Here is a 25711-nt window from a genome sequence, read left to right as displayed (position 1 = left end):
GTTATTGAATATGAATACACAACAAAACTTGTTAGCAGTTGAAGAAAATATACTCAGTAATTTCAATCAGTGTGTAAACGACTTACCTGGTGATAAAGCTGTACAGGAAATCCGCAAGAAAACTATTGAGCAGTTTCAAACAACACGGCTTCCTTCCCGTAAAATCGAAAGCTGGCATTATACCAATCTGCGTACCTTACTGAAGTCTATTAGCAATTTTTCAAAAGTTCAAAACAATCAATTGGTTGATTCTTTGCTTTCAGAAAGTGCTGTTTTCTCCATAAACAATGGAAAAACATCGATAGAGTCAAAGGTAGATAATATTACAGTAAAACGCCTTTCAGACGCATTAGAAGATAATTCTGTACAGATAAATCAAAACATTTCTGATGAGGATTTTATTGGACAGTTAAATACAGCTTTTGTTACAGATGGTTGGCTTTTTCACATCCCTGAAAATACAAAGTTAAATATACCCATTGAATTACAAAATATACAAATGGGGGGACAGTCTCATATTTTTTCGGATATAAAAGTTGATAAAAATAGTCAAGTTATGTTTATTGAACATCAGATTGGCAATGATAAAGATACCTTTGTCAGTTCAATATTTTCATTAAATGTTGCTGCTGATAGTGATGTTACGTGGATTCTCATTCGCAATCGTGATTTTAATTCTACACAATTTAGTCGATTTTGTGCTGTTCTTGATCAAAGAGCGAAGTTATCACTTTATGTCATTAATATAGGGAGCCAATTAAATCGCCAAGAAGTCGATATTGAATTACAGGGAGAAGAATCTGATTTTCAATTACGCGTTATAAATTTATTATCAGGACAAACACATAGTGATCTTACAATGACTGTTCGTCACGTGGAAGAAAAATCAACATCAACCGAAATTATACGCAATGTGGTTACAGATAAGGCTGTTGGTGTTTTCCAAGGAATAATACGTGTGTCTCAAAAAGCGCAAAAAACAGATGCACGCATGGCTTGTAATAGCCTTATTCTTTCAGATGATGCAGAATTTAATGCAAAGCCTGAACTGGAGATTTTTGCTGATGATGTTGCATGCGGTCATGGTGCAACAGTTGCTAATATTAATCATGATTATCTTTTTTATCTTATGGCGCGTGGTATCCCATTTAAAACGGCTCGTGCACTTTTGATTAAAGGATTTATCTCTGAGCTCATTGATGACATCAAGCAAGATAATATTCAAATTGCTTTGGAGAATATCATTAGTAAATGGCTTGAAAAAAATGTTTAAGGTAGAAAAAATGGAAAATAACGTAAAAACATTTACTTATAATGTCGAAGAAATTCGGCGTGATTTTCCTCTTTTGCACCATCAAGTTTATGGAAAGCGATTAGCATATCTTGATAGTAGTGCTTCTGCCCAAAAACCAGTGTCAGTACTCAATGCAATGAATAATTATTATCACTATAGTTATGCTAATGTGCATAGGGGAATGTATTTTTTAGCCAATATAGCAACACAATCATATGAAAATTCTCGTGAAACCGTTCGTGTTTTTCTAAATGCTCAAAAAGCTGAAGAAATTGTTTTTACGAAAAATGCAACAGAAGCTATTAATACTGTTGCTTATGGTTGGGCTATGCCCAAACTCAAAGAAGGTGATGAGATTGTTCTAACGATCATGGAACATCATTCAAATATTATTCCTTGGCATTTTCTCCGTGAACAAAAAGGTGTTAAACTTATTTTTGTTCCTGTCGACGAAAATGGTGTTCTGCACATTGAAGATTTCCAAAAGGCTTTAAGCGAAAAAACGCGGCTTGTGGCTATAACGCATATGTCCAATATATTAGGAACTGTGCCTCCTGTTAAAGAGATTATTAAGCTCGCACATCAAAATTCTATTCCTGTTCTTGTTGATGGTTCTCAAGGAGCAGTACATTTAACCGTTGATGTGAAAGATCTCGATTGTGATTGGTATGTCTTTACAGGTCATAAGCTTTATGGTCCCACTGGTATTGGTGTTTTGTATGGTAAGGAAGATAGATTAGAAGAAATGCGTCCTTTTCAAGGGGGAGGGGAAATGATCGAGGAGGTAACAACCGATAAGGTTTTTTATAATGCTCCTCCTTACCGTTTTGAAGCAGGCACTCCTCCTATTGTTGAAGCTATTGGATTAACTGCAGCTATTGATTATATACAAGAGAAAGGTCGTAGCACGATTCATGCCCATGAGAGGTCCCTTTTAGCTTATGCGCAGGAAAAACTTAAAATGGTTGAGTCATTGCGTATTTATGGTCATTCTCCCAATAAAGGAGCTATTATATCATTTACAATTGAAGGGATTCACGCCCATGATATCGCTATGTTTATTGATAGAAAAGGAGTTGCAATACGCGCGGGAACCCATTGTGCACAGCCTTTATTACAGCGCTTTGGTCTAACATCTATTTGTCGGGCATCGTTAGCCATGTATAACACTCAAGAAGATGTAGATCAATTAGTAGAAGCATTGAAAGAAACAAGGACATTTTTTAATGGCTGAATCAATTGAAGAGCGTCATTCTACAGAATCTGTTGAAACTGTAAGCGGAAATAAAAAATCTTATATATCAGCAATTCCAGCAGATGAAATTGATCGTATGACGAATGATATTATTGCTGCTCTCAAAACAGTTTATGACCCAGAGATTCCTGCTGATATTTATGAGCTAGGACTGATTTATCGTATTGATATTGAAGATGATCGTTCAGTAAAAATTGAAATGACTCTTACAGCACCGGGATGTCCTGTTGCTGGTGAAATGCCGGGGTGGGTAGAAAATGCAGTCAGTGCAGTTGAAGGGGTTTCATATGTTGAAGTCACTATGACTTTTGATCCACCATGGACACCTGATTGTATGTCAGAAGAAGCTCAAATTGCTGTCGGATGGTACTAACAATACTGTTCGTGAATGCATCGTTTTTCGCAAACATTTGGATTTAAAAACGATTACATGCATCATAATAAACCAAAATTAGAACTTAACTGGATTGGAAAAGAGAAACGCCCCAAACTGAAACCTCGTATCTTATTAGAAGATCTTGAAAAATCTTATCACGCTTCGCATCGAATATCATCCCAAGATATTTTTGATAATAAACTTATTTTTGGTGACAATTTACTCGCACTCAAAGCTCTTGAGAAAGAATATACAGGCAAGGTAAAATGTATTTGTATCGATCCACCTTATAATACAGGTAATGCTTTTGAACATTATGAAGATGGTTTAGAGCATTCCATATGGCTAAGTCTTATGAGAGACAGGCTAGAATTATTACATCGTTTACTGGCGGATGATGGAAGTATCTGGATTTCCATTGATGATGATGAACAAGCCTATCTTAAAGTGATAATTGATGAAATTTTTGGTCGCCAAAATTTCATCAACAATATTATTTGGCAAAAGAAATATGCTCCACAAAATGATACAAAATGGCTTTCTGATAACCATGATTTTATAATGGTTTATGCCAAAGATAAAACGATTTGGCGTCCTCAATTGCTTCCTCGTTCAAGCGATATGGATGCGCGCTATAAAAATCCTGATAATGATCCTCGCGGTCCTTGGAAATCTGGAGATCTATCCGTAAAAAGAGTGACGCTTAATGATATTTATGAAATCATCACACCTTCTGGACGCAAGGTGATGCCCCCTAAGGGTAGAAGTTGGGCTATGAATGAAAAAAAATTCTTTGAATTATTGAAAGATAATCGTATTTGGTTTGGTCCAACAGGAAGCAATGTTCCTTCTCTGAAGCGTTTTTTATCAGAAGTAAAAAATGGTACGGTTTCAATGACGATTTGGCCCTATACAGAAGTGGGGCACAACCAAGATGCCAAAAAAGAAGTCAAAGTCTTTAATTCTGATAATGTCTTTACAACTCCTAAACCAGAACGGTTAATGGAACGCATCATTCAACTTGCTACCAACCCCGGTGATCTTGTACTGGATTCTTTTGCTGGTTCTGGCACGACCGGTGCTGTTGCTCATAAAATGGGAAGAAAGTGGATTATGATTGAACTTGGTGAACATTGTCACACCCATATTATCCCTCGTTTAAAACAAGTCATTGATGGAACTGATCAAGGGGGAATTTCTAAAAGTGTAAATTGGCAAGGTGGCGGTGGATTCCGTTATTATCGCCTTGCACCTTCTTTGTTGCAAAAAGATCCATAGGGACAATGGATTATTAATCGCGAATATAATGCTGCGATGCTTTCAGAAGCAATGTGCAAACATATGGGGTTTACCTATGCACCTGATGAAAATCATTATTGGATGCAGGGATATTCAACTAAAATAGATTATATTTATGTCACAACAAGCGCCATGACTCATGAACACCTCCGTATTATAAGCAAAGAGGTAGGTTCTCATCGCACGTTGCTGATTTGCTGTACAGCCTTTGATACAAAATCAGCATCATTTGAAAATCTAACACTCACCAAAATTCCCCGTGTAGTATTAGAAAATGCGAATGGGGAGGGGATGATTACAGTTTAAATGTAGCCAATCTTGAACCAATAATTGAGGTAAAAGAAAGCAACAAAGATAAAGATATTACACAAAAAAAATTAGATCTATTTGAATAAGAGATAAAAAGCGGAGTTTTTCATGAACACTGTTGAAAAAAAGATTTCTGCTCGCTTATCGTTGCGTGATCCTCAACGTGAATCTTTAAATATTTTAATAAAAATCTTAGAAAATATAAAGCTTTCTAAAAATGCTGATTTGGTTACAGAGTTGGAAATGATAAAAAATCTTTATCCTTCTGTACAAGCTGTACAAGATTTTGAACAAAACTTTCCTTCTTTTTGTTTTTCTTTAGCAACGGGTGTGGGAAAAACGCGACTTATAGGTGCTTTTATCAGCTATCTTTATTTAACAGGTCGCAGTCGCCATTTTTTTGTTTTAGCTCCAAATTTAACTATTTATAAAAAATTGAAATAGGATTTTAGTCCCCAAAGCCCAAAGTATGTCTTTAGTGGAATAAGTGAATTCATTGCAAATAGACTTATTATTATTACAGGTGACGATTATGAAAGTGGTAAAGATCTTAGCACTGATGATCACTATTTTCAAGGATAAAAGCGTTTGTTTGAGAGTAGGGATACAGCCTTTATCAATATTTCTAAAATTAATACAACAGATAACAAAAAAGGTGCATTAAAATCCAGTATTCCACGAATTAAAGGCTTGCAAGAAATGATTGGCGAAAGTTATTTTAATTATCTCGCAAATCTTCCTGATTTAGTTTTGTTAATAGATGAAGCACACCGTTATCGTGCTTCCGCCTCAAAATTATACATCTGAGCAATTAGAACATATCAAATTACAAGATGCAATTCATGCCCATGAAAATGTGAAAGCAGATTTAATTGCCTATACCAAAGATTATAACAAAAACTACGAAATTTATTGGAATCAGATGAATTTTTCGCAGAGACTTATAAGGGAAAAGTTTTAGAGATTCATACAAAACAGTTGAATAAGAAGAAGACAAAAATATTCAAAAATTTATTGCAATTGAAGATTCTCATGAACTAACAGAATTTATTATTCACGTTAATAAATTAAAGGAGGGATGGGATGTTACGAATCTTTATACTATTGTACCATTGCGTGCATCGGCTTCAGAAATTTTAACAGAGCAAACAATTGGGCGTGGATTGCGTTTGCCTTATTTGCCTTATGGGTATAAAACAGCCGTGGAAGCCATTGATCGTTTAACAATTATTGCGCATGATCGTTTTCAAGATATTATTGATCGTGCAAACGATTCAAACTCAATTATAAAAATTATAAAAAAGCATATTGAGATTGGAAAAGGGGGGATATACCCTCTGAAAAGACAGATATAGTGACGGTTCTAAGTCAAGTAGAAGCTTTATTTATAAGAACGATAGTAACACGTAATTCCAATATAAATGGAACATCTGATTTACAAGGTATCATGTTACGTAAACAGATTACCCTACATTAACGCCTGAGGAGCAAGAAATTGCAGCGATCGCGTGAGATATTGAAAAAGAGAATGATAAATTGCCAAGTTCTCAAATGCTTTATTCTGCACAGATACAAGAAAAAATTGCTAATAAAGTTATGAATATTAAGCCTTCATCACAAAAGTCTCTTGTATCAAAAGTGGTGACAATTTTGACAAAACAATTAGCAGAATTGATAATAGATATTCCCAATATTGTATTCATACCTTCGCGTGACGTGACTTATGGTTTTTCTGATTTCGATTCGAAAAATCTAGAAAGCTTAAATTTGCAACCCGTTAGTAAAGAACTTTTAATTCGAGAATTGCGTACCCATAAAAGTATTTTTCTCTCTTCTAAGAATGAATATGTCAAATTGATTATGATAGCCATTCTTATGTTTTAAAAGTGAATTGTACGATTACAAATATGTGTTTTAAAGTAGGGTTTGCTTTGCTTTTCTATATCGCATAATATATATTATGGAACTTTATGGAAAGAGTATATCTAGCATTAGCCTTTTATTCTGGCTCGAAAATTTCAATCACGATGTTTTTTTATTTTTTACTCTTTTAAAAAAAATCATCACAATTTGTAGTATTATAAAAGCTAAAAACAATATTCCATAAAATAATGGTACAAATGGCTGATAAATAAAATCAGAATAATATATTGTTATTGCTTCAATCAATGCTGCAATACACCACACAATGATACCCCATAACGAATACATCCAAAGTCCAACTAAGGCAATAGGATAGAGAATAGCTAATATAGCTGATGCAAATTGCCACTGCCAAGGCATAAGATCAAAACGCCATAGAATACCTGGAAAAACACCAACAAGGCGTATCCAATAACAAATACCTAGGATTAAGCAAATGAGTGCCAAAAACCGTAAATAACAGTTATAGATTAAATTGATTTTTGAAATCCGTTTGTGAGAATTATTTTTCACAATAATAACTCTTGCTCAACAGGTTGGAAATAAGAATCTACCATTTCATCTGTCACATTTGAAAGTTTATCTGGCTGCCATTGAGGTCTTTTATCCTTATCGATTAACATAGCACGTATACCTTCATGAAAATCATGTGAATTAATCATATGATGTGCAATGCGGTTTTCAATTTTCATACAATCTTCCAACGTTTGAGAAGAATTTTGTTTCATTTGTTTCCAGATAACTTTTAAACTTATCGGAGAACGTGACTGCAAAATATCATAACATTCTTTAGCAAATAAAATACCTTCATTACTTTTTTTATGTAGCAACTCAAGAGATCCTTCTAAGGTATGGGCACTAAAACAAGTGTCAATAATACAACGTATTTCATGACTCGTTTCATAGTCTTTTGTAATTGCTCGCTCGTTTAAAGCTAAAGTAGGATCTCCTTGCTCAATGATAGCTTTTCTAATCATATCGAATTCAATTTCAGCAATGGCGTGTGTTGCTAATCCTAAATTTAAGCAATCTCCCCACTTTATGCGTGCGCCCGTTAATGCAAGATAGATGCCAAAATGATTGGGAAGAGATGGTAAGAAAAAACTTGCACCTACATCTGGAAAAAATCCAATTGCACCTTCTGGCATAGAAAAAACTGTATTTTCTGTAACAATTCGATGCGAACCATAGAGAGAAATACCTACCCCTCCTCCCATCCAAATACCGTTTAAGAAAGAAATGTAGGGCTTTGAAAAATGTTTGATATAAGCATTTAAACTATATTCATCACTAAAGTATTGACAAGCAGAGACACTTTTCCCCATATGGTAGATTTCTACAACATCTCCACCAGCACAAAAAGCACGCCCCTCCCCTTCAATTAAAACACAAGAAACATTATCATCTGTTTCCCATGTTCTGAGAGCTTTTTTTAAAGCTGAAACCATTCGTTGATTAAGAGCGTTTAATGCTGAAGGGCGTGTGAGCTTTATAATACCAGCACGCCCTTCTTTCGTAAAAAAAATATCATCATCTGCTCCAAAATCAATTTTCATCTTACATCCTTCTTAAAACAACTATTTATTGTTTTTTTATATTTTTTGCCCCAAGTTGAGGAAACATTTGCATGATTGCGCCAATACAATATATATAAATTCCTGTTACTGAAATTCCTATTTTAACCCAATAGGGAGCCTCTAGTTGATAAAAGAATGCAGAAACACCAAAAAAACACCATAAGAGAAAAATTGAAAAATTAACTCTGCGTAAACGAAGGACTCTTACTGGATGGATAAAATAAATTGGCAAAAAAGATATAATCGCTGATAAAACAATAATGATAAAAGTAATCCACTCTCCCGGTCTTACGACAAAAAGCGTAAAAATCATCATATTCCAAACAACAGGAAATCCTTTAAAAAAGTTTTCTTTGGTTTTCATGCTAGTATCTGCATAATAAATAGCAGATGAAATAACAATAATTGCACTCAATGAAAACGATAACCCTACCCCCATAAAACCACTTTGATAGAGTGCAAAAGCAGGAATTAAGACATAAGTCACGTAATCAATAATATTATCTAACAGCTCTCCAGACCATGTTGGAAGAACATATTTAACATCAAGTTTGCGTGCAATTGGTCCATCTATACCATCAACGAGAAGTGCAAGCCCAAGCCAACAAAACATAGCTGTCCATTCTTTTTGAGAGGCTGATATAAGAGAAAGAAATGCTAAAAATGATCCCGAAGCTGTTAGTAAATGAACAGAAAAAGCCTTTGCTTGTGGCATTGTTACTTTTTTATGGCGTAATAATTTAGCATTTGTTTTGATTTTCTTTGTTAGTTTACGTTTCAAGGTTTTCTTATCCTCGTTTTTAAAGTCTTTAACCATCTATCAATACGCCATTTTTTACCGATGATAACCCAGCATTTAAAAAAATCATAAAAAGGTTACTTTTTTATATCGCATTATTTATTACATACTATAATAGAAGAGCTTCATATAATAAAAGGAGAGTGATCATTTGGAAATGTTAAAATATTTTCTCAATGGATAAAGGTTCAAATTGTTGTGATATTTGAAAAGAAAGAGCATAAAGATATTGCTGTTATTGGTGCAGGTCCTGTGGGAATGTTGACGGCACTGAGTCTTGCACATGAGGGGTTTTCTGTTTTTCTTGTTGGCCCCCCTACTCATACAGATGAGTTACGGACAACTGCTCTTATGATGCCTGCAATACGCATGCTTCAAAAACTCAATATTTGGAATAATATTCAAAAATACGCTGCTGCTTTATCCTACATGAGAATTGTAGATATAACTTCTAGAATTATGCATGCTCCTACGGTGCATTTTTCTTCTGCTGAAATTGGTGAAAAAGCTTTTGGCTATAATATACCTAATGTAAAATTGAACAGTGCTTTAGTCGATGCTATTACACATACGCCCAATATTACAAGATTTGTTTCGGCAGCCAAATCTTTTCATCACACAAAAAAACATGTATGTATTACTCTTGCTGATCATAGAGTCATTCAAGCACCACTTGTTGTTGCTGCTGATGGACGTCACTCTCTTACACGTGCCGCAGCAGGAATAAGTGTCAAACAGTGGAATTATCCACAAAAAGCACTTGTTCTCAACTTTTCTCATGAGTTTTCTCATCAAAATACATCAACCGAATTTCATACAGAGCATGGTCCATTGACACAGGTTCCTCTACCAGGGCGAAGATCTAGTCTTGTATGGGTTGTTCATCCTTCTCGTGCTGAGGAATTGTTGAATATAGAACCAAAAGAAATTGCAAAAATGATCGAAAACCAAATGCAATCAATGCTTGGAAAGCTAAGCTTAGAAACATCAATTCAAGCATGGCCGCTTTCAGGACTTCTTTCTCATCATTTTGCTGCTAATCGAACAATTTTAGTGGGTGAAGCCGCTCATGTTTTCCCCCCTATTGGGGCACAGGGATTGAATTTAGGATTCCGTGATGTCCAAACTTTGATTGATATTTTACTCAATAAAATGTCCAATTCTAACTCTGAAATGATTGTTGCGCATTATAACAAATGCCGCAAACCAGATATATTAATCCGAAGTGGAGCTGTTCATACACTTAATTCTGCTCTAGTTTCTCATATGTTGCCTGTTCATATCATACGAAGCGTTGGGCTTGGTTTGTTACATAGTTTTTCACCATTACGTAATTTATTTATGCGCGAAGGAATGTATCCCGGTTGTGGATTCAAAAAAATTATGCAAATATTTCCAACAAAATCATCTAAACAGCTTTACTGAGCAATAATGGATAATAACGTAAAATAAACAAATAATAATAATTAAATAAAGTATAAATATTCAAAGAAAAATTATTATATATATATATATTTCTTATAGGTTTGTATGAAATATCAAAATTACAGATAAAAAACTAATAAGCATAATAATTAAGTTAATTATAGACTAAAGATGGAATTGTAAAGATATCTTGCTAAATCATGTCTGTTAAATTTTGCAATATAAAGCAAATAAAAAATAATACCGTTTGGAAATAGTTATTTTATAACATTAATTTTAATAAGAAAATAAGTAATAAAAAACAGTTTTATTTAATCAATAAATTTTCAAAACTTTTTATCGTTAAGTATAATATTAAAAATAAAATCATCTTGGGAACTTGTTAGTAACACAGAGGTTAATGAAGTGTTGTTTCAACAAATGGTGACAAGATGAAACTAAATAAATTTTTGAAATTAAGTATTTTTTTTATAATGATTGTATGTGTCTCGTTGACAGTCACTACTTCAATCTGTGAGGTTTTTTATCTTCCTTATTGTCAAGCCTTTACCTATAGCTCTACTCAAAATGTCACTAAAATAGGTCAGAACTCATTTACTGCTTCACAAGTTAAAAATTGTCTTATGCAAAATGGTTTTGAGAATATTAAACGATTGCGTTTAGATGACAAAGGCATCTGGCGTGCTTTAGTAAAATTTAAAAAGTCCCATTTTTTCGTATCGGTTGACTATTCAGGAACAGTTAGCATTCAAAATGAAAGAAAAAAATATGATTGATTTTAAAACTTACAGCAACGTTCCTGTTCATAGCTGTATGAAAAAAAAATTAAAAAAGTGCTGCCATTCTATTAAAGAATTTGCTTTCATTGGCGGTTTAAATGGTAGCATATCAGGAGCTATCGCAGCAACTCTTGCAGCTTATGGTTATATTGCTCTTCCAGGATTTGGTCCAGTTATCTCAATGGGTATAGGAGTAGCACTTTCTGCCGGAATGATAATAGGAGCACTGATTGGATCAGGAATGGGAGGAAGTGTCGGTATATGCTGTATTTTATGGGAAATTTATATGAATCATAATAATTCTTTCTCTTATAAATTTCATAATGAATAGAAATTTTTCGTCATTTTTTTTATGAAAAACAATTAAGTCATCAACAAATTATATGTTCTGTTTTTAATGAAACGATTATCGTATTATAAATGAAATAATATTTCTATGTAAATTATTTTACTTAAATTTTTATTTAAGAAAATAATATATATATTAATAATATAGATTATTTTTATAGATAAAATTTATTTAAATATAAGTATAAATGTATTTTATGAAAAAAATATTATTATCATTATTGGTTTTTATGGCATTTTTAATTCATAAAAATTCTGCATTAACACTATCAACACAAGTAAATATTTATAAATTAGAAGATAATAATTCCAAAAAGGCTATTGGTAGCATTAAAATTGAAGAAAACACATACGGTTTGATTTTCATCCCTAGTTTATCTACTTTATCAGAAGGGATGCATGGTTTTCATGTACATGTAAATCCTTCATGTGATACAAAAGATGGCGTAATTGGTGGAAGCGCAGGTGGACATTATGATCCGGAACATACCGGAAAACATTTAGGACCTTATAATGTCAATGGTCATCTTGGTGATTTACCAGCACTTTATGTTGATAAGCAAGGGTATGCTATGATGAGCGTTCTTGCTCTACGATTACAAAAAATCTCTGAAATTAAAGGGCACTCTTCAGTCATTCATTTAGGAGCAGATAATCAATCAGACAAACCATTACCGCTTGGCGGAGGTGGTGCGCGTTTAGCGCGCGATATTGTTGAAAAATAAAGAGAATATTGTGGCAAACTGTGTGAATATTTTATAAGAGTAAAGTTTTTTTGAATATTTAATTTGGATAACAAAAAACTTAATAATAATCAAAACGAACAGCAATGGAAATTAGAGAAATAGCAGTATAAATTCTCCGTAAGAAGACTTCAATATGAGAAAGTAATATTTTCAATGTTTGATGTAAACAAAGTAAGAAAATTGAATTTCATTTTCTAAAATATCAAGTTTGTAATAAATTTAATCATTAAGTCTAGTATCTAATGGAATCACGCCCCACGCACAAAATAGAACGAGTCTAAAACAGAATTTTTACTCTTCCCCTACTCAAACCCACTCATGAGGTGCACGCAAACAATTTTGATTGATACAATATCAATATAATAAGTCAAATAAAATAGTTATGTAATTTTTTATCACTCTGAAAAAAGGGCTTTTAAACAATAGAATCTTTTTTAAAATACCATCTCATGGATATATATGATCCCAATCGAGTGGACGCATTTCGCCAGTTTGATAAAATTGACGAATGAGCTTAATATAATCAAGAAAGTCTTTGTTTTCCTCCATTAATCTATTAGCAGTATCCCAGTCAATATCACTACGTTTTTTGGCAGGAATTAAGATCTCACTCTCGGGAAAGTTTTCCTTATTAAGTCTTATAAATTCAACTCCATGCAAACTTGAAAGCATTCGAAGCTCTTTTAATGTATCAACCCCTTCAATTTCACTAGCAACTAAATAACTCAAATTAGCCCATGACGAATTACTGACTGTTTGAAAAAATGCTTTTCGTAAATTTGAACGATTGATGAAAATTTTTACTTCAAAAGACCAAAGCTTCGTTTTTTTATCAAAATATTGCAAAACACAATCTTTGATTTCACGATTCCATTCACTGCTTAAATCTTGCATTCCTACGAGATCTGGATAAAGCCATTTATTTCCGCCTGCATCATATTTATTACGAGAACATTTCTGATTAATACGCTTGCTGTAAACTGCAAGCTCTGACCATAAAAATTTAGATAATAACGGATAAAGATCATGCTCTTTAACAGAGCCATATTCTGTTCTACTCTTTGCATTGTCCTCTACTGCATCAATTTCAGCACTATCTGTTTGTTTAGTAAAATAATATTGCCGTGGTCGTCCTTCAGTGGTTTTAATTTCTGAATAACGTTTTTGTAACTGAGAGCGTCTTGCTCCTATTTCAGCAACAATTTGCTGAATAAGAGCAGCATCACTATTAAGGGGAGTAATTATTGCCGTTGAATACTTTTGTTTTTGACGGCATTTTTCTGGGTAATTTTCAAATATCCATTGAGCAATTTCTCGAGCTGTAAATTTTTTGTCGGGTTTTTCTTTAAAAAATTAAAAACAGTGTTTGTTAAATTCAAAGTCATATGAAAAACTTCCCCCTTTCACCCTCTGGATATTTCATTATATTCAGGATTTTAAATGAAAGAACAATAAACTACTTAAGTTTTTTTAAAAAAAGCATATTTATCAAATTACTCAATAAAATTAAAATATTTTTTTGAATTTGTGACTATAAACTCAAAGATCTTATTCACATAAGGAAAGTAAGATTGTACTTTTATCAAAAATTATAAATGTGCTAAAAATCCCCATAAAAAATCATAATCTTGTGTAACGTTTCTATACATTTTTCCTTTTATTTTAATGTTGTTAGAAAAAAATATTAATTTTCTGATTTAAGAAACTCCTAATATTTTTAAATTAATAATGCGATAGTGCAAAAAATTAAAGATAATTATTCAAACATTTGATTGAACCTTACATCCGTCGATTAAAAAACTTATGTGTTTTATTTTTTAAGAAAATAAGTTATGGCTCTCAAGTATAGATCTGCAATGGTAAACTCTGCACACAAACCTTCAAAACTATTATTTGCTTTAATAGCATCACGGGGAATAAGAACATAATACCATTTTTTACCGCCATAAGTAGCCTCATAGCGCGTTGCATGACAACACCATTGAACTGCAGCTTCTCTCTTTTTTAACACAATAGGATTTTACATTTCAGAGGCTTTTTTAGGCTCACAAAGATATTTGGCATCCTTCGTTTCTACAACAAAGTCCGATTCATAGATTGATCCTTTATCATATTCTATCTTGAAAAAACTCGAGCGGGTTTCATCCATTTCAATACTTGTACATCATCCTCTAATATTTGAGCAAATCGTAATTCCCCTTCTACTGAATCAAACTTTTGTAAAGGATAACAGCATTTTCTAAAGCTGCTGAATACAAGCTTTTTAATATTGCTTTTAATGGCAGGAATATTACGAAAATCAAGAGGAGACGTCCCTTGCTGCAACACGTAATGGATAGGTGTTAAAGTTGTAAAACCTCGTATAACTTTAACCACATAATCTTTTTGCGTTTCCCATTGATGTTCTCTTAATTGCGCAACAATAAAACTAGTAAGCTTATTCTGATAGTGAATTAATACGTTTTCAACAGGCTGTATCATTGGGTAAATAATATGGTAACAGCGATAATAATTGAACAGCACATTAAAATATTTGGTCTTTAAGAATATTCCTCAAAGACCAAAATAGTTGTAATGAAATTACGTCGTATAAACAATAAAAGTTACTGTACTATTTTACAACGTTTCATACGTGCAAGATCACTCAAAACAGCATTACGATTATTTAAAGCTGAAATTTCATTACTTTCGTTTGATTTCACATCCATAAAAAACAAAGCAGGTACAAATACAACACTTGCTGCTGCTAAAGCCACGTTTTTATTTCTTGCTTTAGAACGCTCTACAATTGTATCATTAATCTGACGTTTATTAGCGAAAAACTCCCGTTGAATATCGGCACAACTCATTGATCCGTCATGTATTGTTGTCGTTGAAATGTTTTTTTCTAAACGCCCTCCACATGCTGTCAAGGAAACCGCTAAAACCACAATACATACACCCCGCTTAAAATTCTTATACATAAAAGCCTCATTTTCGACATAAAAAAGCACTAAATATGTCAAAATTGAAATAAAATAAAGGATAAATTTAAAAGTATTTTATTTAACTTAAAATATTGCGCATAATAAGTTTACGTATCTGTTTCAAAAGTAAGTCCTTGATATGCAGGTTTTACAGAGGAGGGAACGTAATTTATAACCTTGTTGTAATCCAGCGATCTATCCATATGTGTAAGTATTGCTTGTTTTGGCTTTAAATATTCTATCCATTGTAATGCTTGATCAACAGAAAAATGACTCGGATGGGATTTAAATTGAAGAGCTTCAATGATGAGAACATCCAAATCCCTTAATTTGGATAAAGTTTTTTCAGGAAATTCACTAACATCCGTACAATAGGCAACATTCCCAATCCGAAAACCTAAGGAATGAATGTTTCCATGGTGTTGTAAATGTGTATTGACGTTTATTGCTCCGCCCTGCCCCTGAATAATAAATTGGCTATCTTCATTGATAAGATGCTCTTTTAAAATGGGAAAATAAGATGAATCTTTTGGTGTTTGAAAACAATATCCGAAAGCACTTTTGAGATGCTCTAGTGTAAATCTGTCGGCATAGATATCTATTAAACATTTTTGTGCAAGTGCATAACTGCGTAAATCATCAATACCGTGGATATGGTCTGCATGAGAATGTGTGTAAAGAGCAGCATCAAGATGGCTTACACGCGCATCAATCATTTGTGAGCGAAAATCTGGACCTGTATCAATAACGATCGTTGTTTTGTCTCCTGAAGGTTTAATACGTTCAACTAATAAAGAACTTCTGTAGCGTTTATTTTTAGGGTTATTCGGATCACATGTTCCCCAATCACCATTGGGTCGTGGCACTCCTGGAGAAGGACCACAACCTAATATTGTAAATCGGTATTGATCACACATATCTTTTGCCTTATTCCATTTTGCTAAATAAACGAAAAGCATTACGCGTTGTTATTTGAACTGTTTCTTCAATGCATAAGCCAATTGTTTCAGCTAAAACAGCTGCTGTATAGCATACAAAAGATGGTTCATTTGTTTTCCCCCGATGGGGACTAGGTGCTAAGAATGGAGCATCTGTTTCCACTAACAGATGCTCATGGGGCACAATTTTTGCTATTTCACGGATTTCAAGTGCGTTTTTAAAAGTAAGAATACCTGAAAAAGAAATATAACCACCAAGTTCGATTCCAGCACGAGCAAGTTGCATTCCAGACGAATAACAATGAAGGACAAAGGGAAAATCTCCTTCTTTTATCTGTTCACGTAATATTTTCTCCATATCGATATCGGCATTGCGTGAATGTATAACAAGAGGAATCTGTGTTTCTCGAGAAGCAATGATATGTTCTTGAAAAACTTTCTTTTGCTCTTCTGGTGTAGAATAATCATAATGATAATCAAGCCCCCCTTCCCCAAACGCAACAATTTTAGGGTGATTTGAGAGCTGTATAAGCTTTTCCGCTGTAATATTTTGTTCTTCATGTGCATGATTGGGGTGTGTTCCAACGGAACAAAAGACTTGATCATAGCTTTGCGCAATAGCTAACAGCTTATCTAACTTATGAACATGGGTTGAAATTGTTATCATACGTTTAACGTCAGCATCTAAAGCCCGTTGGATGACATTATCCAAATCTTGTGAAAAATCTTCAAAATCAAGATGACAATGTGTATCAATCAACATGATAAGTATCTTCTTTCTTCAAGATATAACGAGGAAAAATCGGTTCTGGTGGCGGAAGATCAAGCCCTTCTTGAATTTTTGAATGACTTATATGATACAATAACCGATCATCTTCAGCAACCGCAAGGCTATCAAGAAGTTTCGCTGCTGATTGGGGTATGAAAGGTAAAAGCATAATTCCTATTCTCCGCAATATTTCTACAGTGATATAAAGAACTGTAGAAAATCGCTCTTGGTCATTTTTACGTAAACTCCAAGGTTGTTCGTTGGCAAAATAGCGATTGGCATCTGCTACAATTGAAAAAATAGCTGAAAGTGCTAAATGCATACTATAAGAAGACATAGCTTGATGTACAGTTTCAAGTACTTGAAGAGATTGTTCTAAAAGCTGTTTATCTTGAGCTAAAAATGAAGTTGGTCTCGGGACTTGTGCATTACAATTTTTGGCAACCATAGACAAACAGCGCTGTGCTAAATTACCAAGATCATTAGCAAGATCAGCATTAATACGGTTCACAAGGCTTTCATGGCTATAACTACCATCTTGTCCGAATGGTACTTCACGGAGAAGGAAATAACGGACCTGATCAAGACCATAATGATCAACCATTTCAAAAGGATCAACGACATTTCCAATAGATTTTGACATTTTTGCACCACGATTAAGTAAAAAACCATGTGCAAAAATATTTTTAGGCAATTCAATTCCAGCAGACATTAAAAATGCCGGCCAATAGACTGCATGAAAACGAATAATATCCTTACCAATAATATGCGTATTTGCAGGCCAAAAATCACGTTTTTTTGAATTTTCATTGAAAAAACCAATTGCTGATAGATAATTTGTAAGCGCATCAACCCAGACATACATCACGTGCTTTGGATTCTCAGGAACAGCAATGCCCCAATTAAAACTTGCGCGTGAAATAGAGATATCTTTTAAACCTGATTTGATAAAACTTATAATTTCATTACGCCGCTCAAATGGAGCAATAAAATCAGGATGTTTTTCATAATATTCAAGAAGAGCCTTTTCATAATGAGAAAGTCTAAAAAAATAACTTTCTTCTTCATTCCATTCAACTGGAGAGCCTAACTCCTTCTCACGACGGATGTTGTCTGGTCCAATTTCCGTATCTTTTTCTTCATAATAGGCTTCTTGGCGAACCGAATACCACCCCGTATAACGACCGAGATAAATATCGCCATTTGTTTCCATCTTTTTCCAAATTTCTTGACAAGCTTGATAATGGCGTTCTTCTGTCGTACGGATAAAATCATCGTTAGAACAATTTAATACTGCAAGCATTTTTTGAAATACAGCACTATTACGATCTGCAAGTTGCTGAGGTGTCATGCCTAATGCTGCTGCGGTTTGTTGCATCTTTAGACCATGCTCATCTGTACCAGAAAGAAAAAATACATTTTTTCCGTTTAATCGTTGAAAGCGGGCTAAGACATCGCTTGCAATTGCACTATAGGCATGTCCAATATGTGGAGCACCATTAGGATAAAAAATGGGAGTTGTTATGTAATATGTGTCACGCATGTCATACTCGTTGTAAAACGCTATAAATAAAAGATATAATGACATAACGTCTGTTCATCATATTGTCACGGAAAAACTAATCCTCATGAATGATCTTATGAACTTTGAAAAGTAAGTTAATAACAAACTGCTTTTTATCGAGATTAAACAGTTGTATTTCCTCTATTTCTTGATGAATCTCTTGCCATTTTTCCGCATATTTTTTTGAGAGAAATAAGTCTCCCTTTTCAACGAGCATGATTGCTTTTTTTTGAATTTTATTAAGAATTTCGTCACAAAATTGTTGAAATTGGAATGTAGAAGAGACAGATGAAAATGTTTGTGCAAGAGTATGTACAATCGTTGCATTACAAACAGGTTTCTCTAAGAGAGCATCAATTGTTTTAATAATTTCAAGACCGCCATGGCAGATAAGTAAAGCAGCTTTTCGAGGACTTCCTTTAGATTTTTTAATAATTATTTCAATTGTTTTCTCATCAGGTAAGTTCTGATTGGCCAAAATATGTGTAATAACTTTTTTCATTTCATCGTTATTCAACGGACGAAAAGAAATTTTTTGACACCGTGAATGGATTGTTGGAAGCAATTTTCCTGAAGAATGCGCGATAATAACAAATAACGTTTTTATAGGTGGTTCTTCAAGTATTTTGAGAATTGCATTTGCTGCATTTCTATTCATATCATCTGCAGAATCAATAATAACAATACGCCATCCATTATCTTGCGAGGTTCGGCTTAAAAAATGCATAATATCACGGATATCATCAACGAGTATTCCTGTTTTAAACTTTTGCGTTTTTACATCAAATCGACGTGAAATATACAAAAGACCAGGATGACTTCCTTGTGTAATTTGGCGCCATGGAGTAGAATAAGGATCGGGTTTCAAGAAAGCACCCTGTTGAGAACTTAAAATGTTCCAAGCAAGATGAAAGGCTAATGTAGCCTTTCCAATTCCATATTCTCCTTCAAATAATAATGCATGATGCAAACGCTCTTCCTTAAGCATTTGTGTCAAAAAATGACGAACACCCTCATGACCAAAGACAACATCATTCTGGGATGGTGACAAAATTGTATCAATATCGTCATATTGGCGTAAGATATTTACATTACTCATGAAAGCTGATCCAACAATACCTGATGACAAATATTTTTTATTTGATGTGCAATTGCTTCCACTGAGCCAGTGGCATCAATGACTCGAAATCTATGGGGTTCCTGTTTAGCTAATTGAAGAAAAGCTTGACGCCTTTGTTCTTGAATTTCCAACTGATCTTTTTCAAAATAATCAATTTCTTCTGTTTTTTTTCTTCGTAAATTTGCACGTTTCATACCACACATAGCTGGCATATCTAATAAAAATGTTAAATTAGGCAAGATACCATTGAGTGCAATACACTCTAAAACAGCAAGAAGAGAAGAACTGACTGTATCATTGAGTCCTTGATAAACGCGTGTAGAATCAATAAAGCGGTCACATAAAACGATTTTACCTTTTTGCAAAGAAGGCGCGATAACCTCGGTAACATGGTCGACACGTGCAGCTGTAAACAAAACAGCTTCAATCAACGGTCCATACTGTTGCGCCTGCCCCGACAACAAAATATGCCGGATTGCTTCTGCTCCTAGCGTTCCTCCTGGTTCTCGTGTTGTGACAACACCATAACCTTGGTGAGAGAGAGACTCAGCAAGTAAAGAAATCTGCAGCGTTTTTCCTACCCCGTCCCCTCCTTCGAATGTAATAAAATAACCTGACACGTATGACCTTAACCTTATTAGCACGTAACTACAAATATTTCCGTAACCATCCAATTGTTATTTCATAGAATGCATTTTTTACTTTTGCAAAGAAACTTCCTTCCTGAACATTCATTCCGGCAAAAACCGGTTTTTCCAGAAGAAGCTTTTTATCTTCTAAAATTTGAATAACGCCAACTGATTGCCCAGAAACGATGGGAGCTTTCAATGGACCATGATATTTAATTTTTGCTTTAACATTTACTTTTTTTTCATTCGAAAGCATAAGACTTATTGGTTTTTTAACAATGAGTGGAACAAAATTTTGCTTACCACCATAAACAGAAGCACGACCAACCATTTCTTCTTTTGTGAAAATCGTTTTGAGATCAAATGCTGTCATTCCCCATTGAAGAATGCGTTCTATTTCTTTTGTATATTTTTTACCATCTTGCAAACCATTGATTGCTAAAAAAAGACGTCGATGATTTTTAGAAATGGTGGCAACCATTGAAAACCCTTCTTTTTCACTGTAACCAAAACCAAATCCTTCTACACCAATTTCCTTAGAAATAAGAGGGTTTTTATTACGTTGAAAAATATTATTCCACGTAAAATGAGGCTCACGATAAAGTGCATAATAATCCGGATATTTCTGAACAATATGACGTGCTAATATAATCATATCACGCACGGTTACAAATTGTCCCTCTTCAGGTAGCCCTGTTGCGTTAACAAAATGACTCTGAGATAATCCGACTATTTTCGCGCGCTGATTCATCAGTTTTGCAAAATGGGACTCATGTCCAGATATTCCTTCAGCAAGAATAATAGCAGCATCATTTCCATTCATAATAATTAAACCACGTAAAAGATCAGAAACACTGATTTCTGTCTTTATTTTTGCAAACATAGTGGTTGTACCGGAAGGTGCTCCACCTTTACGCCAAGCATTTTCACTGACCTTGAATTTCTGAGTACTCTTTAACAGTCCCTCCTTTAAGTGATGAAATACGACTTCTACTGTCATCAATTTTGCTAATGAAGCAGGGAAAAAAGGAATATCACTTTGTTTTTCATAAAGTATTGTTCCTGTATCATCATCGAGTAACAACAATTGTGATGCAGAAATTTGAAAATCTTCTGCTCTCCCCCACGTGTCAAATGCCAATATCCCCCATAAAGTCAATAAGATCCTTAATGTTGTATACATAGCTCTCCTCCCATCCCAAAGATCAACATAAAGAACCTTATATAGGAAAAAACTTTTTTATTTCCGCAAATTGAGGAATTATTAACAACTCAAGAAAAGATTTTTTATTTGTTATTTTATATTGACATTACAGTAACTTATTATGATAAGTTATAATATTTTAATTGTATATGATTCAAAATACTGTAAGTTTTCTTTGTTATATTTCCTCTCTATTGAATTTAATAAAATCGTTTGCTTACGCGTCATAAGTAAGGTTCGTATATGGATAAAAATTATTAAAAAAAGAGTAAAAATACTTCTTATCAACCTCTCAAGTGTTAAGATAGTGATGTCTAAAGGCGTTACAATCATATCATTCATGGGCACTATCGTAAAATAGGCTTGTAACGTGTTGAAATATTTCCCTTTTAAATAAATACGTGAATTGGCAATGTAAGTGTATTTTGTTTGAGACGCTCTGTTTCTCGTGAGGGGACTTACTCCATTAAAGAACATGATAAACAAAAGCATGAAGTAATGCATAATTTCTTCATAAGATATTACCGTGGATGTTTTTTGGAAAGCTGCAAAACCGAATTAAAAGAAAATATTTTTTTACTTTTTAAGCTTTTTATTCCTATCAAATTGATTGTATAGTTGCTTTGGAGATTACACAAACAGACCGATACAATAATCTACCCTCGTCTAGAAAAAGTTATTACAACAAGAAAAGTACGCGCTTTATTAAGTAAGCAATATCATAAAACGACGAATAGACCAGTAATGGAGTGGAAAGGACGTACTGAATTTATAATAGCACCCAACCACGCTTTTTTAAAAGGACAACGCGCTTTAAGATGAAAACCTTCCACTAAATCCGTAAGTTCTTATCTTTTTTACTAGAGAATTATATAGATAAAAAATCAACGCATTTTCTCTTAAAACAGTTGTAGCCAATTGACTTTTGTTTTTTTGTTTAGCTTATTTATAGAAGCAACTTGATCGAATGGCATCGGCTTATCAACCATGATAGGACCAATTTCTGGCAATTTAACTGCAACAGTTTTATTACGTTGTTCCTGTTCAACAGCAGCTGCTTTAGCTAATCCTTCTTTGTTTCCTGTATTGCGCTTGTCTTTTAACAAAACAGTCCCTCTTTTTTTCGAAACATTTTCTGACGCTAATGAATACGAGGCAGCATTTCCAGGAGTATAAGAGGCCATTAAATATGCACCATCATAATAGCCAACGGGTGCTTCAGCAATATATTCTACCTTAACATCTGCAACCCCCCTATCTACATACCCCAGTATTGCGGCAGCTTGCCTTGATAAATCAATGATTCTGTCTTTCATAAAAGGTCCGCGATCATTCACTCTAACAATGATTGAAGATCCATTTTTCAAATTAGTAACACGAGCATAGCTCGGTAAAGGCATTGTAGGATGAGCAGCAGTCAAAAGATTCATGTCATAAATTTCACCGTTGGCAGTTAAACGTCCATGAAAATCTGAACCATACCATGATGCTTCGCCAACACGTTTATAAGTTGGATCATTTTGAGGATAATACCACTTTCCTTTTATTTGATAAGGTTTACCAACAACAGCTCGTCCACGCTTTTTTTCTTCCGATTGATTCTTCTTATTGGATACTTGTTGAGGTAGTACAGAAGTGTTTACGTCAATTGGTTTATTATGATAGGAATCTTTTATTGAAAAATTCATAGTTTGGCTTGCGCAACAAGATACCAGTGACTGAGAAATGACGATCATAGAAAATAATTGAAGTGATGGTTTAATAATAAAAGTAAATTTCTTTTTTCTATTTGAAGGCATCTATTCAGTCCACTTATTTCTGTTAAGTACTACTGTAAAAACCACGTCACGCTGTCACGCTTTTTATATGCGACGGAAGAATTTACGTTTTTAAATGATTTCCCTCGCGCATATACCACCCTTGAATTGGCTCCTTTTATCAAGAAATTAACACATTGTTAACTTTTTTATGATTTTCGCAAGAAATAAATGTACTATAGTAAATGTTTAAAAGAATAAAAATTAAACAAATCAACATCTTATAGAAAAGTTATTTCATAATATAAACTGTGAATAAGTGGTGATTTTAGCAACTTGTTTTGCGAATCATGTAAAGCAGTGGGTATAAAAAAATCAGCCTATGGATTGAGAAAAATAGCAACTACATGTGCTGCCAACGCAGGTACAACCCGTATCGTAAGCTTAAAGCTCTTTTTTGCTGGACAGGAGACAGTATAGCACCGCTCTATTCCAAAATATCTGATAAAAAATGAGTGATTATAGAATCAATAAAAAACTTCAAAAAGAATCAAAACAAGAAAGATTCTTAAATTTTTATATAGTCTATTGATATTATCTGAAGTTGGTGAGCGCGCAGGGATTCGAACCCTGGACCTACTGATTAAAAGTCAGTTGCTCTACCAGCTGAGCTACGCGCTCTCACACAAGCTATCTAGTTTGTAGACTATCTAATTTGCAGAAAGTGAAGGGAACATACGGTCGACTTTTCATTTGGTCAACACCTTTTGAAGAAAAATATTATTATTTTCTTCACTTATCAATAATTTTCCGTTTCCCCCCCTTTCTTCATCATTGTATAGGTACTCTTTAATCTTCTTTTTGAAGTTTCAATAAAGGAACAATTTCACTGCAAAATATTGCATAGATTCGAAGCGCTAAAATTATAAGAAGTTACCCATCTTCCCTTACATGGGTTGTTGAGCATAATGGATAGGGAAGAAAAAATACCTTTTACTATAATATTATTTTTATATCTTTATATGTTAGTTTTAAATTTTCAAGTATAAATACAGCTTTATAAGATAATATATTGATTTATAATAATTTATCATTTTATCACTTGAGTAAAAGATCTCAAATACTGTAAGCTTCTCTCAAATCAATCAAAACCACTTGCTTGCACGTCACAAGCGGGGTTGATGTGTGGGTAAAAATTGTACAAGAAAGGAGTAAAAATGGTTCTTATGAATCGTCTTAATGCAAGGGCTGTCGCAACATTGGGGGCTGGAAAATAGTGTGATGGTGCCCGGCTTATTACTTCATAAGCGTAAAGATGGAGGTGCTCAATGGCTTTATCGTTATACCATTCATGGTCGGCGCCGCGAAATGGGCTTGGGTGCCTTGCGAGATGTTTCTTTAAAACAAGCCCGTGAATTGGCAACTGGGTGGCGGATTATTTTACGTGAGGGGCGAGACCCCATTAAAGAACGCAACAAACAAAAGCGTGAGGCAATGCGCAAACTTCATTATTTAAAAGATATTGCTCTAGATGCTTTTGAAAGCCGTAAAGCTGAATTAAAAAATGATGGTGAGGCTTGTAATTGGTTTTTACATTTACGCCTCCATATTCTCCCTAAATTAGGCTGTCTGCCCGTTTCAGAGATTACGCAAACAGAGATACGCGATACCCTTGCCCCTATTTGGCATACAAAAGCTGGAACTGCTCGAACAGCACTAATGCGTCTTAATCTTTGTCTCAAACATGCGGCTGCATTAGGGTTAGATGTTGATTTACAAGCAGTAGAAAAAGCACGCGCGCTCTTAGGCAAACAACGTCATAAAAAACAAAGCTTACCAGCCATCATAACGCTTGGAGCAATAGTGAGAACATCTTTAGTCCCCCTCATCTGTCACGGCTTGTAGCCACGCATTGTGAATCTCAAGAGCATTGGTGCTGTTAAAATCTAAACCGCCATAAGTCAATTCGCTGCCTGAGACATCAATATGATCTGCAATTAAATACAGCATTTGCGACGTGTAAATATGAAAACGATTATTGCTTAAATCGAGAGTGTTTGCTGTCAATCTCACATCCCCCTTAGCAGACAGCATATTCTCAACACTGATCTCTCCAGATACCGATGTCAATGTTGCTTTGCCATAGCCAATGACCTGATCATAATAAATGTCGTTGCCAGCAAAAATTTCAATATTGCCACCACTGGCAATCTGCCCAACCTTCACCCCTTCTTTTGCTATAATAAAAAGAAAGCCCTTTTCATCTAAAACAAGATCCCCTGAACCGCCACCTGTCATCAGCGAAGAAAAGTCAACCGCCCCACCCTCAATATTTTCCTTGCCATGAGCTAAAAGTTGCCCAAAATGAACCGGAGCATTTGTTTCTGGTTGTGCTTGAATGGCGATATTTTGATGCGACAGGATTGTTGAGAATGACACCTGGATTGCCAATATTAAAATCGTAATATTTATTGTGTGATAAGCCCTTGCCATTGGGTGTAATAATATCAAGCGAGGGGCCCCCCCATTGGGCGCTGCTACTATATCTAGGCGATGGGCGGCATTAGCGTTAGGATCCACAGTAATTTGTGCCTGTAACGCTGAAGGTGCTAACAAACAAGAAAAACCAAGTCC

Annotated in this window: 27 protein-coding genes, 1 tRNA gene and 2 pseudogenes; 14 read left to right on the top strand and 16 right to left on the bottom strand. The window is 34.3% G+C overall.

The genetic code is table 11. The features are described from left to right. Positions 1 to 10 precede the first annotated feature (10 nt). From sufD to ACFIKR_RS06285, 9 genes are all read left to right on the top strand, one after another. Positions 11 to 1273 (top strand): Fe-S cluster assembly protein SufD, encoded by a 1263-nt coding sequence (gene sufD / locus ACFIKR_RS06325; RefSeq protein ID WP_375659268.1) that lies wholly within the window; start codon positions 11 to 13, stop codon positions 1271 to 1273. Positions 1274 to 1283: 10 nt separating this feature from the next. After that, a complete protein-coding gene (locus tag ACFIKR_RS06320; RefSeq protein WP_375659267.1) occupies positions 1284 to 2528 on the top strand; it encodes a cysteine desulfurase in 1245 nt (414 codons plus the stop codon). Continuing rightward, complete coding sequence (locus ACFIKR_RS06315; RefSeq protein ID WP_375659266.1) at positions 2521 to 2922, top strand: SUF system Fe-S cluster assembly protein; 402 nt, start codon at positions 2521 to 2523, stop codon at positions 2920 to 2922. Before ACFIKR_RS06320 ends, ACFIKR_RS06315 begins: the two co-directional genes overlap by 8 nt. Before the next feature lie 57 nt (positions 2923 to 2979). Beyond that, the gene (locus ACFIKR_RS06310) at positions 2980 to 4203 is read left to right on the top strand and encodes a site-specific DNA-methyltransferase (protein WP_375659265.1); all 1224 of its coding nucleotides are present in this window, start codon (positions 2980 to 2982) and stop codon (positions 4201 to 4203) included. A 63-nt stretch (positions 4204 to 4266) separates the two neighbouring features. Continuing rightward, a complete protein-coding gene (locus tag ACFIKR_RS06305) occupies positions 4267 to 4530 on the top strand; it encodes a hypothetical protein (protein WP_375659264.1) in 264 nt (87 codons plus the stop codon). A gap of 111 nt (positions 4531 to 4641) precedes the next feature. Then, on the top strand, positions 4642 to 4977 hold the full coding sequence (locus ACFIKR_RS06300) for a DEAD/DEAH box helicase family protein (RefSeq protein WP_375659263.1): 336 nt from the start codon (positions 4642 to 4644) through the stop codon (positions 4975 to 4977). Positions 4978 to 5121: 144 nt separating this feature from the next. Continuing rightward, positions 5122 to 5340, top strand: a complete 219-nt coding sequence (locus ACFIKR_RS06295; RefSeq protein ID WP_375659262.1) for a hypothetical protein — start codon at positions 5122 to 5124, stop codon at positions 5338 to 5340. Between the two features lie 305 nt (positions 5341 to 5645). Further along, positions 5646 to 5888: a hypothetical protein gene (locus ACFIKR_RS06290; RefSeq protein WP_375659261.1), complete on the top strand. Its 243-nt coding sequence runs from the start codon at positions 5646 to 5648 to the stop codon at positions 5886 to 5888. Positions 5889 to 6069: 181 nt separating this feature from the next. After that, a complete protein-coding gene (locus ACFIKR_RS06285; protein ID WP_375659260.1) occupies positions 6070 to 6417 on the top strand; it encodes a hypothetical protein in 348 nt (115 codons plus the stop codon). A 138-nt stretch (positions 6418 to 6555) separates the two neighbouring features. Here ACFIKR_RS06285 and ACFIKR_RS06280 read toward each other — a convergent pair whose 3' ends face one another. Genes ACFIKR_RS06280 through pcsA form a run of 3 tightly spaced genes read right to left on the bottom strand, consistent with a single transcriptional unit; the run spans position 6556 to position 8850 of the window. Then, positions 6556 to 6969 (bottom strand): DUF6163 family protein, encoded by a 414-nt coding sequence (locus ACFIKR_RS06280; RefSeq protein ID WP_375659259.1) that lies wholly within the window; start codon positions 6967 to 6969, stop codon positions 6556 to 6558. Beyond that, on the bottom strand, positions 6966 to 8012 hold the full coding sequence (locus ACFIKR_RS06275; RefSeq protein WP_375659258.1) for an enoyl-CoA hydratase/isomerase family protein: 1047 nt from the start codon (positions 8010 to 8012) through the stop codon (positions 6966 to 6968). Before ACFIKR_RS06275 ends, ACFIKR_RS06280 begins: the two co-directional genes overlap by 4 nt. 25 nt (positions 8013 to 8037) lie before the next feature. Continuing rightward, the gene (gene pcsA, locus ACFIKR_RS06270; protein WP_375659257.1) at positions 8038 to 8850 is read right to left on the bottom strand and encodes a phosphatidylcholine synthase; all 813 of its coding nucleotides are present in this window, start codon (positions 8848 to 8850) and stop codon (positions 8038 to 8040) included. Between the two features lie 180 nt (positions 8851 to 9030). On the opposite strand from pcsA, the gene ACFIKR_RS06265 reads away from it, so the two are divergent. The 4 genes from ACFIKR_RS06265 to ACFIKR_RS06250 all read left to right on the top strand — a co-directional run bounded on the left by ACFIKR_RS06265 (position 9031) and on the right by ACFIKR_RS06250 (position 12109). Beyond that, complete coding sequence (locus ACFIKR_RS06265; RefSeq protein ID WP_375659256.1) at positions 9031 to 10257, top strand: UbiH/UbiF family hydroxylase; 1227 nt, start codon at positions 9031 to 9033, stop codon at positions 10255 to 10257. Positions 10258 to 10688: 431 nt separating this feature from the next. Next, complete coding sequence (locus tag ACFIKR_RS06260; protein WP_375659255.1) at positions 10689 to 11033, top strand: hypothetical protein; 345 nt, start codon at positions 10689 to 10691, stop codon at positions 11031 to 11033. Then, positions 11011 to 11367 carry a hypothetical protein gene (locus ACFIKR_RS06255; RefSeq protein ID WP_375659254.1) on the top strand — a complete coding sequence of 119 codons (357 nt, stop codon included), beginning with the start codon at positions 11011 to 11013 and terminating at the stop codon, positions 11365 to 11367. Before ACFIKR_RS06260 ends, ACFIKR_RS06255 begins: the two co-directional genes overlap by 23 nt. Positions 11368 to 11581: 214 nt before the next feature. After that, positions 11582 to 12109 carry a superoxide dismutase family protein gene (locus ACFIKR_RS06250; protein ID WP_375659253.1) on the top strand — a complete coding sequence of 176 codons (528 nt, stop codon included), beginning with the start codon at positions 11582 to 11584 and terminating at the stop codon, positions 12107 to 12109. A 468-nt stretch (positions 12110 to 12577) separates the two neighbouring features. Here the strand turns inward: ACFIKR_RS06250 and ACFIKR_RS06245 are convergent, their stop codons facing one another. From ACFIKR_RS06245 to ACFIKR_RS06190, 12 genes are all read right to left on the bottom strand, one after another. Next, positions 12578 to 13024, bottom strand: coding sequence for a hypothetical protein (locus ACFIKR_RS06245; protein ID WP_375659252.1), 447 nt, complete (start codon positions 13022 to 13024; stop codon positions 12578 to 12580). Between the two features lie 916 nt (positions 13025 to 13940). Further along, complete coding sequence (locus tag ACFIKR_RS06240) at positions 13941 to 14141, bottom strand: hypothetical protein (protein WP_375659251.1); 201 nt, start codon at positions 14139 to 14141, stop codon at positions 13941 to 13943. Positions 14142 to 14245: 104 nt separating this feature from the next. Further along, complete coding sequence (locus ACFIKR_RS06235) at positions 14246 to 14611, bottom strand: hypothetical protein (RefSeq protein WP_375659250.1); 366 nt, start codon at positions 14609 to 14611, stop codon at positions 14246 to 14248. Positions 14612 to 14733: 122 nt separating this feature from the next. Then, on the bottom strand, positions 14734 to 15093 hold the full coding sequence (locus tag ACFIKR_RS06230) for a hypothetical protein (protein WP_375659249.1): 360 nt from the start codon (positions 15091 to 15093) through the stop codon (positions 14734 to 14736). 110 nt (positions 15094 to 15203) lie between these two features. Then, positions 15204 to 16013, bottom strand: a complete 810-nt coding sequence (locus ACFIKR_RS06225) for an MBL fold metallo-hydrolase (RefSeq protein WP_375659248.1) — start codon at positions 16011 to 16013, stop codon at positions 15204 to 15206. A gap of 10 nt (positions 16014 to 16023) precedes the next feature. Continuing rightward, positions 16024 to 16797, bottom strand: coding sequence for a TatD family hydrolase (locus ACFIKR_RS06220; RefSeq protein WP_375659247.1), 774 nt, complete (start codon positions 16795 to 16797; stop codon positions 16024 to 16026). Beyond that, complete coding sequence (metG, locus tag ACFIKR_RS06215; protein ID WP_375659246.1) at positions 16787 to 18346, bottom strand: methionine--tRNA ligase; 1560 nt, start codon at positions 18344 to 18346, stop codon at positions 16787 to 16789. The genes ACFIKR_RS06220 and metG overlap by 11 nt, the downstream gene beginning before the upstream one ends. Before the next feature lie 76 nt (positions 18347 to 18422). Continuing rightward, a complete protein-coding gene (locus tag ACFIKR_RS06210) occupies positions 18423 to 19466 on the bottom strand; it encodes a DNA polymerase III subunit delta' (protein WP_375659245.1) in 1044 nt (347 codons plus the stop codon). Then, positions 19463 to 20107 (bottom strand): dTMP kinase, encoded by a 645-nt coding sequence (gene tmk, locus ACFIKR_RS06205; protein WP_375659244.1) that lies wholly within the window; start codon positions 20105 to 20107, stop codon positions 19463 to 19465. The genes ACFIKR_RS06210 and tmk overlap by 4 nt, the downstream gene beginning before the upstream one ends. Before the next feature lie 28 nt (positions 20108 to 20135). Next, complete coding sequence (locus ACFIKR_RS06200; RefSeq protein WP_375659243.1) at positions 20136 to 21299, bottom strand: D-alanyl-D-alanine carboxypeptidase family protein; 1164 nt, start codon at positions 21297 to 21299, stop codon at positions 20136 to 20138. A gap of 920 nt (positions 21300 to 22219) precedes the next feature. After that, the gene (locus ACFIKR_RS06195; protein ID WP_375659242.1) at positions 22220 to 23119 is read right to left on the bottom strand and encodes a septal ring lytic transglycosylase RlpA family protein; all 900 of its coding nucleotides are present in this window, start codon (positions 23117 to 23119) and stop codon (positions 22220 to 22222) included. A gap of 563 nt (positions 23120 to 23682) precedes the next feature. Next, a tRNA-Lys gene (locus ACFIKR_RS06190) sits at positions 23683 to 23758 on the bottom strand. A gap of 536 nt (positions 23759 to 24294) precedes the next feature. Between ACFIKR_RS06190 and ACFIKR_RS06185 the strand changes: the two are divergent. Further along, positions 24295 to 24922, top strand: a pseudogene (locus ACFIKR_RS06185) (tyrosine-type recombinase/integrase); the annotation flags it as partial. On the opposite strand, the pseudogene ACFIKR_RS06180 reads toward ACFIKR_RS06185, so the two are convergent. After that, a pseudogene (locus ACFIKR_RS06180) lies at positions 24919 to 25504 on the bottom strand (hypothetical protein); the annotation flags it as partial. The pseudogenes ACFIKR_RS06185 and ACFIKR_RS06180 sit on opposite strands and share 4 nt — an antisense overlap. Positions 25505 to 25711: the final 207 nt, after the last annotated feature.

It is taken from the genome of Bartonella sp. MR30HLJHH (assembly GCF_042194195.1).
Classification (GTDB): domain Bacteria; phylum Pseudomonadota; class Alphaproteobacteria; order Rhizobiales; family Rhizobiaceae; genus Bartonella; species Bartonella grahamii.
The sequence above is the reverse complement of the archived record's forward strand: the minus strand, read 5'-3'. Positions and strand labels throughout refer to the sequence as shown.

What these genes read in the sequence shown, in the direction of transcription:
- sufD (WP_375659268.1), top strand. Translation starts at nt 11, where the DNA reads ATGAATACACAACAAAACTTGTTAGCAGTTGAAGAAAATATACTCAGT.
- ACFIKR_RS06320 (WP_375659267.1), top strand. Translation starts at nt 1,284, where the DNA reads ATGGAAAATAACGTAAAAACATTTACTTATAATGTCGAAGAAATTCGG.
- ACFIKR_RS06315 (WP_375659266.1), top strand. Translation starts at nt 2,521, where the DNA reads ATGGCTGAATCAATTGAAGAGCGTCATTCTACAGAATCTGTTGAAACT.
- ACFIKR_RS06310 (WP_375659265.1), top strand. Translation starts at nt 2,980, where the DNA reads ATGCATCATAATAAACCAAAATTAGAACTTAACTGGATTGGAAAAGAG.
- ACFIKR_RS06305 (WP_375659264.1), top strand. Translation starts at nt 4,267, where the DNA reads ATGGGGTTTACCTATGCACCTGATGAAAATCATTATTGGATGCAGGGA.
- ACFIKR_RS06300 (WP_375659263.1), top strand. Translation starts at nt 4,642, where the DNA reads ATGAACACTGTTGAAAAAAAGATTTCTGCTCGCTTATCGTTGCGTGAT.
- ACFIKR_RS06275 (WP_375659258.1), bottom strand. Translation starts at nt 8,012, where the DNA reads ATGAAAATTGATTTTGGAGCAGATGATGATATTTTTTTTACGAAAGAA.
- pcsA (WP_375659257.1), bottom strand. Translation starts at nt 8,850, where the DNA reads ATGGTTAAAGACTTTAAAAACGAGGATAAGAAAACCTTGAAACGTAAA.
- ACFIKR_RS06260 (WP_375659255.1), top strand. Translation starts at nt 10,689, where the DNA reads ATGAAACTAAATAAATTTTTGAAATTAAGTATTTTTTTTATAATGATT.
- ACFIKR_RS06255 (WP_375659254.1), top strand. Translation starts at nt 11,011, where the DNA reads ATGAAAGAAAAAAATATGATTGATTTTAAAACTTACAGCAACGTTCCT.
- ACFIKR_RS06250 (WP_375659253.1), top strand. Translation starts at nt 11,582, where the DNA reads ATGAAAAAAATATTATTATCATTATTGGTTTTTATGGCATTTTTAATT.
- ACFIKR_RS06245 (WP_375659252.1), bottom strand. Translation starts at nt 13,024, where the DNA reads ATGCAAGATTTAAGCAGTGAATGGAATCGTGAAATCAAAGATTGTGTT.
- ACFIKR_RS06235 (WP_375659250.1), bottom strand. Translation starts at nt 14,611, where the DNA reads ATGATACAGCCTGTTGAAAACGTATTAATTCACTATCAGAATAAGCTT.
- ACFIKR_RS06230 (WP_375659249.1), bottom strand. Translation starts at nt 15,093, where the DNA reads ATGTATAAGAATTTTAAGCGGGGTGTATGTATTGTGGTTTTAGCGGTT.
- ACFIKR_RS06225 (WP_375659248.1), bottom strand. Translation starts at nt 16,013, where the DNA reads ATGTGTGATCAATACCGATTTACAATATTAGGTTGTGGTCCTTCTCCA.
- ACFIKR_RS06220 (WP_375659247.1), bottom strand. Translation starts at nt 16,797, where the DNA reads ATGTTGATTGATACACATTGTCATCTTGATTTTGAAGATTTTTCACAA.
- metG (WP_375659246.1), bottom strand. Translation starts at nt 18,346, where the DNA reads ATGCGTGACACATATTACATAACAACTCCCATTTTTTATCCTAATGGT.
- ACFIKR_RS06210 (WP_375659245.1), bottom strand. Translation starts at nt 19,466, where the DNA reads ATGAGTAATGTAAATATCTTACGCCAATATGACGATATTGATACAATT.
- ACFIKR_RS06200 (WP_375659243.1), bottom strand. Translation starts at nt 21,299, where the DNA reads ATGTATACAACATTAAGGATCTTATTGACTTTATGGGGGATATTGGCA.
- ACFIKR_RS06195 (WP_375659242.1), bottom strand. Translation starts at nt 23,119, where the DNA reads ATGCCTTCAAATAGAAAAAAGAAATTTACTTTTATTATTAAACCATCA.